This window comes from Corallococcus llansteffanensis (assembly GCF_003612055.1).
GTDB lineage: Bacteria > Myxococcota > Myxococcia > Myxococcales > Myxococcaceae > Corallococcus > Corallococcus llansteffanensis.
This window is the reverse complement of record NZ_RAWB01000337.1, coordinates 1-11,105: the sequence shown is the minus strand read 5'-3', so window position 1 is coordinate 11,105 and position 11,105 is coordinate 1. Positions and strand designations below refer to the sequence as shown.

Sequence of the window (11,105 nt, the reverse complement as noted above, 5' to 3'; positions counted from 1 at the left end):
CCCCCGGCCCCCGCCGCGCCGTCCGGGCCGCGTCCCAACGCCGCGCGCGAGGAGCGCGTGCGCATGACGCCCCTGCGCAAGCGCGTCGCGGAGCGGCTGCTCCAGGCGCAGTCCAACGCCGCCCTGCTCACCACCTTCAACGAGGTGGACATGGGCGAGGTGATGGCGCTTCGCAAGAAGTACAACGACAAGTTCCAGGCGAAGCACGGGGTGAAGCTCGGGTTCATGAGCTTCTTCATCCGCGCGTCGGTGGAGGCCCTCAAGGCGTTCCCGCAGATCAACGCGGAGATCGACGGCGAGGACGTCATCTTCAAGCACTACTACGACATCGGCGTGGCCGTGAGCGGCAGCCGCGGTCTCGTGGTGCCGGTGGTGCGCGACGCGGACAAGCTGTCGCTCGCGGACCTGGAGAAGACGGTGGGTGACTACGGCGGCCGCGCGCGCAACGACAAGCTGACCTTGTCGGAGCTGCAGGGCGGCACCTTCACCATCACCAACGGCGGCATCTTCGGCTCCATGCTGTCCACGCCCATCCTGAACCCGCCGCAGACGGGCATCCTGGGCATGCACAACATCGTGGAGCGCCCCGTGGCCCGCGACGGCCAGGTCGTCATCCGGCCCATCATGTACGTCGCCCTCACGTACGACCACCGCCTGGTGGACGGCCGGGAAGCAGTGCAGTTCCTGGTGCGCGTGAAGGAGTGCATCGAGGACCCGGAGCGCCTGCTGCTCGACATCTGACCCACTCCTCCGCACATCCTCGCGAGAGGTGGGAAGACGGGCATTCCCCGTGGGCCGGCTGGACTTCCAGTCGGCCCTTTCACTACAAATAGGTCCGTCTCCCCGGTCGTCGGGCAGAACGGGCGGCCTCCCCCACGGCTGCCCTGCAAACGCAAGGAAGCGCAATGGCAACTGGCACCGTGAAGTGGTTCAACGACGCGAAGGGCTTCGGCTTCATCACCCAGGACGGCGGCGGCGAGGACGTGTTCTGCCACCACACCGCCATCAACATGGATGGGTTCCGCACGCTGGCCGAAGGCCAGAAGGTGGAGTTCGAGGTCACCAAGGGCCCCAAGGGCCTGCAGGCGCAGAACGTCCGCGCGGCGTGAAGTGACGCGTCGTCCTCAGCCATTCCTCACGGACTGGTTGAAATGAAGAGGCCCGGTACCCCACGGTAGGGGATCCGGGCCTCTGCCTTTTTGGGGCGCTGTCTGGCGTTGCGCGCGCTACTTCAGGTTCTGCTGGAAGTGGTCAATCACGCGCTCGTACTGGCGCTCGGTGACGAGCGGATCCGGCACCATGTGCGTGAGGCCACTCAAAGGCAGCAGCTGGTGCGGCTTGCCGGCGCGGAAGAGCGCGTCCGACAGCTTCAGCGTGTGGAAGAAGTAGACGTTGTCGTCCGCGGTGCCGTGCAGGAGCAGCAGCGCGCCGATGGGGCTGTCCTTCTTCGCGTACGTCAGCAGGCTGCTGACCTCGTAGGACTGGGGCGTCTCCTCGGGCAGGCCCAGGTAGCGCTCGGTGTAGTGCGTGTCGTAGTCGCGCCAGTCCACCACCGGGGCGCCCGACACGGCGGCCTTGAAGAAGTCCGGGCGCTTCAGCGCGGCCAGCGCGGCCATGTATCCACCGAAGCTCCAGCCCGTGATGCCCACGCGCTTCAGATCCAGCTCCGGCACCTCCTTCGCCAGCGCCTGCACTGCTTCAATCTGATCATCGAGGGTGATGGTGGCGAAGTCGTGCTTCACCACGCGGTTCCACTCGGCGGTGCGCAGCGGCGTGCCGCGGCCATCCACCTTCACCACGAGGAAGCCCTTGTCGGCCATCCACTGGCTGAGCAGGTGCGCGGCCATGGACTGGTGCACCACGGTGGTGGTGGGGCCGGCATACACCTCCACGATGACGGGCAGCTTGGTGCCGGGCTTGAAGTCGCGCGGCTTCACCAGCGAGGTCCAGAACTTCTTCGGGCCCACCTGGCGCACCTCGAAGTTCGGGGTGAAGCCGGGCTCCTGTGCCACCTCCGGCAGCTCGCCCAGCTTCGTGCCGTCGCCCTTGAAGATCAGGGTGCGCGGCATGCTCTTGGGGCCCTGGGTGCTCAGCACCACGAGGCCGCCGTTCTTCGACACCATGCCCACTTCCACGCCCGGGCCGGTGCTGCCCGTGGCCACCTCCTCCGGAGCGCCGCCGACCTTCACGCGCCACAGGTGGCTCTCGGTGGGGTTCGGGTCGCCGGAGAAGAACAGCGTCTTGTCCGACTGCACGAAGCGCGCGAGGTTCCGGAAGCCCGCGGACGGCTTCACCACGGAGCGGTCCAGTTCGCCCGTGGCCTTGCGCAGCTCCACCTCCGGGCCGTCGTTGCGCTCGGTGTACCAGAGGAAGCCGGAGCCATCCTCCAGCCACAGGGGGAAGTCCTGGTTCAGCTCCACCCACGCCTTGTCCTGCTCGGTGAGCAGCACGCGCGTCTTGCCCGTGGCGGGATCCACCGCGAGCACCTGCATCTCCGTCTGGAGCCGGTTCTGCACCACCAGCGTCAGCGGCCCGCCCTTGTCCCACTTCACCGTGGCCAGGTACGGGTACTTCTGCGCGTCCCACTGCGCCCACACCGTCTTGCCACCGGACACCGGCGTCACGCCCAGGCGCACCTTGGCGTTGGCCTTGCCGGGGCGCGGGTACGGGAACACCTCGCCACCCTTCTCCGGGTGCATCACGTCCACGATGGTGAGCTTCTCCACCTCGGACGTGTCGGACTCCGTGTACGCGATGGACTTCCCATCCGGGCTCCACCAGTAGCCGTTGAAGCGGCTCATCTCCTCCTGCGCGACGAACTCCGCCAGGCCGTGCGTCTTCTGGGCGGTGCCGCCCTGCGTGACGCGCTTCTCCTGGTTGGACGCCAGGTCCACCCGGTACACGTCGTGCTCACGGACGTAGGCCACCTGCTTGCCGTCCGGGGACAGGCGCGGGTCGATGACGCCGGGGCCCGTCTTCACCTCGGTGGACTTGCCGGTGGCGCGGTCCACCACGTAGAGGCGCCCGGAGAGGGGCACCAGCAGGCGGGTGCCGTCCTCGGAGAGGCCGTAGGAGGTGAAGCCCCGGGCGCTCACGCGCATGCGCTCGCGGCGGGCCTTCTCCTCGGGAGACAGCGTCTCCTCGGCACCCTTGAGCAGGGCCTCCGGGGTGAGCAGCTCGCGGGCCTGGCCGTTGGCCACGTCGAACGCGTAGAGCATCTGCACGTTGGAGGTGGGCGAGGTGCGCAGGAAGAGCACGGACTGCTCATCCGGGGTGATGCGCACGCCCACGGGACGCCCGCTCTGGAAGCGGCGCGTCTCCGCGTACTGGCGAAGGAAGGTGTCCGGCTGCTTTTGCGATGGGGCCATGGCGGGGGGCTTGCGCTCCTGGGCGAAGGCGGGGGCGCTCATGAGCAGGAGCGCGGCGGTGAGGGCTTGACGCATGCGTAGTTGAATCCCCGCGCGGGGCGGGGCTCCTTTCGCGGGAAGATGCGGGCCAGCCTACACTCCAGCCGACCAGCGGCCCCCTCAACGTCCGGCCCCCGAGAGGATTCCCACCCGCCTGCGGCCGGAAGATGACAACGCTCCGCGGCACACACCTCCGGGACCGGCCCCTGCGGACTCCTGGGGCCTGGGCGACTACTTCAGGTATTGCTGGAAGTGCGCCATCACGCGCTCGTTCTCGCGCTGCATGGCGAGCGGCTCCATCACCATGTGCGTGAAGCCACTCAACGGCAGCAGTTGGTGCGGCTTGCCGGCGCGGAAGAGCGCGTCCGACAGCTTCAGCGCGTGGAAGAAGTAGACGTTGTCGTCCGCGGTGCCGTGCAGCATCAGGAGCGCGCCGATGGGGCCTTCCTTCTTCGCGTACGTCAGCAGGCTGCTGACCTCGTAGGCCTGGGGCGTCTCCTCCGGCAGGCCCAGGCAACGCTCGGTGGCGTGCGTGTCGTAGTCGCGCCAATCCGCGACCAGGGCACCGGCCACGGCGGCCTTGAAGAAGTCCGGGCGCTTCATCACGGCCAGCGCGGCCATGTACCCGCCGAAGCTCCAGCCCGTGATGCCCACGCGCTGCAGGTCCAGCTCCGGCACCTCCTTCGCCAACGCCTGCACGGCCTCAATCTGATCATCCAACGTGATGGTGGCGAAGTCGTGCTTCACCGCGCGGTTCCACTCGGCGGTGCGCAGCGGCGTGCCCCGGCCGTCCACCTTGACGACGAGGAAGCCCTGATCCGCCATCCACTGGTTGAGCAGGTGCGCGGCCATGGACTGGTAGACCACGGTGGTGATGGGGCCCGCGTAGATGTCCACGATGACGGGCAGCTTCGTGCCCGGCTTGAAGTCACGGGGCTTCACCAGCGAGGTCCAGAACTTCTTCGCGCCCACCTGGCGCACCTCGAAGTTCGGCGTGAAGCCGGGCTCCTGCGCCACCTCCGGCAGCTCGCCCAGCTTCGTGCCGTCACCCTTCAGCACGAACGTGCGCGGCATGCTCTTGGGGCCCTGGGAGTTGAGGACCACGAGGCCACCGGTATTGGACACCATGCCCATCTCGATGCCCGGGCCGGTGCTGCCCGTGGCCACGCGCTCCGGAGCGCCGCCGGCCTTCACGCGCCACAGGTGGCTCTCGGTGGGGTTCGGATCGCCGGAGAAGAAGAGCGTCTTGTCCGACTGCACGAAGCGCGCGAGGCCCCGGAAACCCGCGCCCGGCTTCACCACGGAGCGGTCGAGTTCGCCCGTGGCCTTGCGCAGCTCCACCTCGGCAGCGCCATTGCGCTCGGTGTACCAGAGGAAGCCGGAGCCATCCTCCAGCCACAGCGGGAACTGCTGCTGCAGATTGATCCACGCCTTGTCCTGCTCGGTGAGCAGCACGCGCGTCTTGCCGGTGGCGGGGTCCACCGCGAGCACCTGCTCCTCCGTCTGGAGCCGGTTCTGCACCACCAGCGTCAGCGGTCCGCCCTTGTCCCACTTCACCGTGGCCAGGTACGGGTACTTCTGCGCGTCCCACTGCGCCCACACCGTCTTGCCGCCGGACACAGGCGTCACGCCCAGACGCACCTTCGCATTGGCCTTGCCGGGGCGCGGGTACGGGACCGACTGGGCGCCCTGCTCCGGGTGCATCATGTCCGCCAGCGTGAGCTTCTCGACCCCGGACGTGTCCGACTCCGTGTAGGCGATGGACCTCGCGTCCGGGCTCCACCAGTAGCCGTTGAAGCGGTTCATCTCCTCCTGCGCGACGAACTCCGCCAGGCCGTGCGTCTTCTCCGCGGTGCCCCCTTGCGTGACGCGCTTCTCCTGGTTGGCCGCGAGGTCCATCCGGTACACGTCGTGCTCGCGCACGTAGGCCACCTGCTTGCCGTCAGGAGACAGGCGCGGGTCGATGACACCGGGCCCGGTCTTCAGCTCGGTGGTCTTCCCGGTGGCGCGGTCCACCACGTAGAGGCGCCCGGAGAGGGGTACCAGCAGGCGGGTGCCATCCTCGGAGAGGCCAAAGGATGTGAAGCCGCTGACGCTCACGCGCATGCGCTCGCGGCGGGCCTTCTCCTCGGGCGAGAGCGTCTCCTCGGCGCCCTTGAGGAGGACTTCCGGCGTGAGCAGCTCGCGCGTCTGGCCGTTGGCCACGTCGAACGCGTAGAGCATCTGCACGTTGGACGTGGGCGAGGTGCGCAGGAAGAGGACGGACTGATCATCAGGCGTGATGCGCACTCCTGCGGGACGTCCATTCATGAAGCGGCGTGTCTCCGCGTACTGGCGCAGGAACGCGGTGTCTGGCGGCTTCCGCGCGGACGCTGCGACGGGCGGCGGAGGCTGCTGGGCGAGGCCGGGCGCCCCCGCGAAGAGGAGCACTGCGGCGAGAACCTGGGGGATGCGTCGCTGAAAACCCACGGGACGGACTCCTTTCGCGGAAAGCTGCGGGCACGCCTACAATCCGGCCCCCGCGGTTCTTCCAAACGGCGGACGCACCCAAGGATTGCCCTCCGACATGCCTCCGGCAGATGAAGATTCATTAAGACACCTGCGCCTCGCGGGCGTGGTGCGCCTGGGGCTGGGAGGAGGCCGAGGCCCCACCGACGCCTACGTGTTCGACCCGCACCGGCTCGCGCTGCCCGCGTGGGCGTGTGCCCTGGGAGAGTCGGGCCCCCCTGCCCTGCTGGTGACGTTGGACCGGCACCTGGACGTGGTGGTGCCGGAGCGGCCCGCGGACATGCCGGACCGCTCCGCCGGCCTTCGCGCGCTGGACGAGCACGCACGGTGGCACCTGAACGTGCGCAACTACGACCACATCCTCGCGGCGATGGAGGCGAACCTCGTGGGCGACGCGCTCCTCATCGCGCGCACGCGGCCCCGGGGCTCCTTCGCGGGAGACACCTACGTGGACACGCGGGGGCGTTCCCACCGGCTGGTCTCCGTGACGACGGTGGACCGCGCGGCGGAGGCGTACCGCAACCCCGGCCCCACCGACGCGGTGCGCGACGTGCTCGAGGCCGCGTCGAGCGTGCTGCTGGACGTGGACCTGGACTGCTTCACCAGCTTGAGCGACGCGGATCCCACCACGGTGCTGCCGTGGCCGAAGGCCATCATCCGCGAGTTCCTCCTGCCCCCCGACTCGGAGCCCTTCTGGGACGCGGTGCTGGGCAAGGCGGTGGCGCTGACCTTCGCGCGCGAGCCCCACCACTGCGGCGGGCTGCTGCCCTCCGGCGAGCTGTTCCGCGACGCGGCGGAGGTGCTCTTCCGGGAGCTGCTGCGCGTCGAGCCGCCCTGAGCGACGGGCGGGGCCTCAGGGTGAGTCGAGGAACGAGGGCCGGTAGTCCGTCACCTGCCCGCTGCTGAGCGACAGGCGACTGCCCACGGGAGGCCGGTCGCCGTTGAGCACGTAGCCGAAGTCGATGCGGAACGGGAACACGTTGAACTGGGGGAACAGCAGCCGCAGCCCCACGCCCACGGTGCTCACCATCTCCGGCCGCTTGTTGAACGCGCTGCCCGAGTCGAAGAAGAACACGCCGCCCAGGTGCACCGTGCGCACGACGAGCGGCGCGGTGCGGTACTCCAGGTTCACCAGCAAGAGCCGCTTGCCGGAGTAGGCGTCCACCGCCGAGCCGCGCAGGCCGTTGCTGCCGCCCAGCAGGCTCACGCGGTCGGACAGGTCGTCGATGTTCACGTCCAGCAGGCCCCGCGCCACGAAGCGCCCACCGAGCACGCGCGGCGACACCTGCACCAGCTCCGCGGCCCACCGCCGGTTGGTCCACCCCTCCTGGGCGCCGCTGAACTGCTGGCGGATGGACGCGGCGGCGGACGCGGTGGTGAGCGCGTCGCCCCAGTGCACGCGGTAGCGCGCGGACAGGCCCCCTTCCGCGAAGTGCGCCGCGGACGGGAACACCGGCGGCGCGTAGCGCAGCGTGGCCAGCACCGAGTGCCCGAGCTGGAAGTCCTCCGACAGCGTGTACGAGTCCACGTTGCGGAGCACGGCGTAGCGGGCCTCGAAGGCGCTCAAGGAGAAGTTCGCGTACCCCGCGTCCTCCGCGCGCGGCAGGTAGTTGCGCCGGAACCAGTCCGCCTGCGCGTCGCTGAGCTGCGAAGCCACCGGCGGGGCGTAGGCGTAGTGGTAGGCCCCCGCGCCCAGCCCCACGTTCCACTTGTAGCGCTGGCCGTACGAGCGCGTGTACGTGCTGGCCGCGGCCACCTCGCGCGTGTTGTAGACGTACGGCACCGGGTCGCCGTCCGGGTACGGCAACTGCCAGATGTCCGCGCCCCGGTACTGGCGCGCCGTCTCCACGTTCCACGCGACGGACGTGCTCAAGCTCCAGGGCGTGGACAGCGAGTACAGCGGCCGGCTGACGGAGAGGCTCCCGCGCGAGCCTTCCGCGCGGCCCGTGTCGCGGTTGATCAACACGGCCGCGGACTCCGTCAGCGACCAGCGGCTGCCCAGCACGCGCTTGTCGGTGTAGCTCTGCCCCAGGCTGAAGGTGTCCAGGCGGAGGATGAAGTCCACCGCCACCTTCTTGCCGCGCCCCAGGAAGTTCTGCTCCGTGCCCTGCAAGCGCAGGTAGAGCAGGAGCGAGCCGACGGCGGAGAACTCGTTGTTGAGCCGCAGCGACCACAGGTCCTTCGTCACCAGCAGCAGCGCGACCTTGTCCGGCGCGCTCCCCCGCACCGGCACCGCGCGCACCACGGAGAAGAGGCCCAGCTTGCGCAGGTTGCGCACCGACTCCGCGACGAGCGCCGCGGAGTACGGCTGCCCCGGCGTCAGCAGCACCTCCTGGCGCACCACCTGGTCGCGGGTGCGGACGTGGAAGATGTTGAGAAGCGAGGGGTACGGGTCCATCGGCGCCACCACCTCCTCGGCGGCGACGAGCACCTCCTCCAGCACCTTGCCCTCGGGGGCGGGCTCCACCTGGCGCTCGACCTCGCCCAGGCCCCAGGTGATGAGCGCGTCCTCGTAGTTCGCGCGCGTCTCCTCCGTCGGGGGAGCGGGTGCGGCCGTGCCCTCCGGGCCCACGGGGACCTGCTCCGCGCGCGGCGGAGGGGGCACCTCCGTGTTCGACACGCCGGACGGTTCTCCCTCCGGGGTCCGCACCGGCGCCTCGGGCGACGCCGTCTCCTGGGGCCTGCCCTGACCTTCTTGCTGGGGCGGCTCCACGGGCGGCGCGGACGCTCCCCCCGCCGCGGCGAGCACGGTCAACACCAGGACGGGCAGCGAAAGCGGCACGCGCGCATCCTGTCATGCGCCGGGCCTGCCGCCAGCCTCCTCACTCCAGCGCGGTGCGAAGGTCCCCCGGCCGGGCCATGGGCAGCTTCTCCCCCCGGGCGATGGCCGCCACGATGCGCGCCAGCTGATCCACGCCGTCCGTCAGCGCCGCCGGCCCCGGCTGGAGGATGTAGCTGCTCCTCACCTCGTAGAGCTGGTCGTCCACCACCGCGCGCACCCGCTCCCAGCCGGGCCGGGACGCAATCTTCTCGCGCTTCGCCTTGCGCCCGCACCAGCTCGCGATGACGCCCTCCGGGTCGCGGCGCGCGACCTCCGCGGGCTCGAAGATGCGGCCCTTGGCCCCCTGCGACGCGCGCGACTCCTGGCACACGTCCTCGCCCCCCACCACCTCCACCAATTCCGAACACCAGCGGATGCCGGAGATGAGCGGCTCGTGCCACTCCTCGAAGAAGATGCGCGGCCGCCGGGGCAGCGACTGCGCCGCGTCCGAGTGCCGCTCCAGGTTCTTCTCCAGCTCCGCCGCCAGCGCCTCCGCCGCCTCCGCGCGCCCCACCAGCGCGCCCGTCAGCCGCACCGTCTGGAGGATCTCCGCGAGCGAGCGCTGGTTGAACAGGTACACGGGCACGCCGCGCTTGCACAGCTCCCGTCCAATGTCCGCCTGCAGGTCGGAGAAGCCCAGCACCAGATCCGGCTTCAGCTCCAATATCCGCTCGAAGTTCGCGTCCAGGAACGAGCTGACGCGCGGCTTCTTGCGCGCCTCCGGCGGACGCACCGTGAAGCCCGACACCCCGACGACCAGCTCCCCCGCCCCGATGCGGTAGAGCACCTCCGTCGTCTCCTCCGTCATGCACACCACCCGCCGCGGGTAGCGCGGCGCCGACGACAACAGCGAGGACAGATGGGCGTTCATGGCGCGGACCCTAACGCGCCCGCCCCACCTCTTCCTGGGATGACGCATCGCACAAGCCCTGCCCCACTGTGCGGCAGCGGACGCTGTTTTTCCTGATTTGCCATCCGCTCCGGGACGCGGCAACACGGGAAGTGCGGGAGTGCAGGCGCGCGGCAGGGCCGGAAACTCGGGCCGCTGTCGCGTCGCGATACGGCGGGTCGTCTCTTGGGCGGTTTTCCAAGGCGGTGCTAGCATCCCCGCGCATTCGTACCGACGGCGCCGTCCTTCTCGTTGCCTGGGGGAACACATGATCGAAAGCGACGCCCCCCGAAAGGGCGCGCCCACCGACGTGGCGGATCCTCTCCTCGGGAGGGTCCTCAACGAACGCTTCCGCATCCTGGAGACGCTCGGTGCCGGAGGCATGGGCCGTGTCTACAAGGCCATGCAGGCCCCGTTGGACCGCCTGGTGGCGCTCAAGGTCTTGAACCCGCAGTACAGCGGCGAGGGCAAGGACCCCGGCTTCCAGAAGCGCTTCTTCCTGGAGGCCAGCGTCACCGCGAAGCTGCGCCACCCGAACACCGTCACCGTCATCGACTACGGGAAGACGGAAGACGGCATCTACTACATCGCCATGGAGTACCTGGAGGGGCTCACGCTGTCGCAGCTCCTCACGCAGGAAGGCTCGCTGCCGTGGGACCGCGCGCTGAGCATCGCGCAGCAGATCGCCCGCTCGCTGCGCGAGGCGCACAAGGTCGGCCTCATCCACCGCGACCTGAAGCCCGCCAACGTCATGGTCCTCAACCAGGAGACCGACCACGACGTGGTGAAGGTGCTCGACTTCGGCCTGGTGAAGTCCTTCCTCGGCGACGCCAGCATGAAGGAGGACACCACGCTCACGCAGGCGGGCGTCATCCTCGGGTCGCCGCAGTACATGGCGCCGGAGCAGGCGCGCAACGTCGCGGATCCGCGCAGCGACGTGTACAGCCTGGGCGTGGTGCTCTATCAGGTCCTGATGGGCCGGCCGCCCTTCCAGGCGGCGCAGAGCATCGACGTCATCGTCAAGCACATCAACGACCCGCCGCCCTCCTTCCACACCGTGTGGCCCGACCACGGCATCCCCGCGGAGGTGGAGACGCTGGTGATGAAGTGCCTCTCCAAGCGCCCGGTGGACCGCTACCAGTCCATGGACGCGGTGCTTCAGGGCATGCGCGCCGCGGCCTCCGCGTCCGGCGTCAGCGGCGTCTTCTCCAGCCCCCGCACCGGCCTCAACGCTGTGGGCTCCGGCCCCATCAGCGGCCCCCACAGCGGTCCGCACACGGGTCCCCACGCGCTGGGCTCCGGCCCCAACACCGTGGCGCTGGACATCTCCGTGGACGACCAGGAGGCCGCGCCGGAGAAGAAGTCCGGCAAGGGCCTGGGCATCGCCCTGTTCGGCGGCTCCGTGCTGCTGGGCATCGCCGCGGCCGTCATCTTCGTGCTGCGCGGCACCCAGCCGCCCCCGCCAGCGCCGCCCCAGCCC

At 69.8% G+C, this 11,105-nt stretch carries 8 protein-coding genes; 4 read left to right on the top strand and 4 right to left on the bottom strand.

All coding sequences use genetic code 11. The annotated features are described in order from the left end of the window. On the top strand, positions 1 to 741 hold a 741-nt coding region (sucB, locus tag D7V93_RS27100), incomplete at its 5' end, for a dihydrolipoyllysine-residue succinyltransferase (RefSeq protein WP_120646151.1). A 164-nt stretch (positions 742 to 905) separates the two neighbouring features. Continuing rightward, positions 906 to 1,109: a cold-shock protein gene (locus D7V93_RS27095; RefSeq protein WP_014397260.1), complete on the top strand. Its 204-nt coding sequence runs from the start codon at positions 906 to 908 to the stop codon at positions 1,107 to 1,109. Positions 1,110 to 1,226: 117 nt separating this feature from the next. Here the strand turns inward: D7V93_RS27095 and D7V93_RS27090 are convergent, their stop codons facing one another. Both D7V93_RS27090 and D7V93_RS27085 read right to left on the bottom strand, forming a co-directional pair. Continuing rightward, complete coding sequence (locus tag D7V93_RS27090) at positions 1,227 to 3,443, bottom strand: S9 family peptidase (RefSeq protein ID WP_120646148.1); 2,217 nt, start codon at positions 3,441 to 3,443, stop codon at positions 1,227 to 1,229. A 195-nt stretch (positions 3,444 to 3,638) separates the two neighbouring features. Further along, positions 3,639 to 5,858 carry a S9 family peptidase gene (locus tag D7V93_RS27085; RefSeq protein ID WP_120646150.1) on the bottom strand — a complete coding sequence of 740 codons (2,220 nt, stop codon included), beginning with the start codon at positions 5,856 to 5,858 and terminating at the stop codon, positions 3,639 to 3,641. Between the two features lie 115 nt (positions 5,859 to 5,973). Between D7V93_RS27085 and D7V93_RS27080 the strand changes: the two genes are divergently transcribed. Continuing rightward, positions 5,974 to 6,753 carry a UPF0489 family protein gene (locus tag D7V93_RS27080; protein ID WP_120646147.1) on the top strand — a complete coding sequence of 260 codons (780 nt, stop codon included), beginning with the start codon at positions 5,974 to 5,976 and terminating at the stop codon, positions 6,751 to 6,753. 15 nt (positions 6,754 to 6,768) lie between these two features. Here D7V93_RS27080 and D7V93_RS27075 read toward each other — a convergent pair whose 3' ends face one another. Both D7V93_RS27075 and D7V93_RS27070 read right to left on the bottom strand, forming a co-directional pair. Further along, a complete protein-coding gene (locus D7V93_RS27075) occupies positions 6,769 to 8,487 on the bottom strand; it encodes a BamA/TamA family outer membrane protein (protein WP_372338350.1) in 1,719 nt (572 codons plus the stop codon). A 250-nt stretch (positions 8,488 to 8,737) separates the two neighbouring features. After that, complete coding sequence (locus tag D7V93_RS27070) at positions 8,738 to 9,607, bottom strand: ABC transporter substrate-binding protein (protein WP_120646146.1); 870 nt, start codon at positions 9,605 to 9,607, stop codon at positions 8,738 to 8,740. A gap of 286 nt (positions 9,608 to 9,893) precedes the next feature. Between D7V93_RS27070 and D7V93_RS27065 the strand changes: the two genes are divergently transcribed. Continuing rightward, on the top strand, positions 9,894 to 11,105 hold a 1,212-nt coding region (locus D7V93_RS27065; RefSeq protein WP_147451353.1), incomplete at its 3' end, for a serine/threonine-protein kinase.

Excerpts from the sequence above, each read along its gene's own strand:
- D7V93_RS27070 (WP_120646146.1), bottom strand. The coding sequence starts at position 9,607 with ATGAACGCCCATCTGTCCTCGCTGTTGTCGTCGGCGCCGCGCTACCCG.
- D7V93_RS27080 (WP_120646147.1), top strand. The coding sequence starts at position 5,974 with ATGCCTCCGGCAGATGAAGATTCATTAAGACACCTGCGCCTCGCGGGC.
- D7V93_RS27095 (WP_014397260.1), top strand. The coding sequence starts at position 906 with ATGGCAACTGGCACCGTGAAGTGGTTCAACGACGCGAAGGGCTTCGGC.
- D7V93_RS27090 (WP_120646148.1), bottom strand. The coding sequence starts at position 3,443 with ATGCGTCAAGCCCTCACCGCCGCGCTCCTGCTCATGAGCGCCCCCGCC.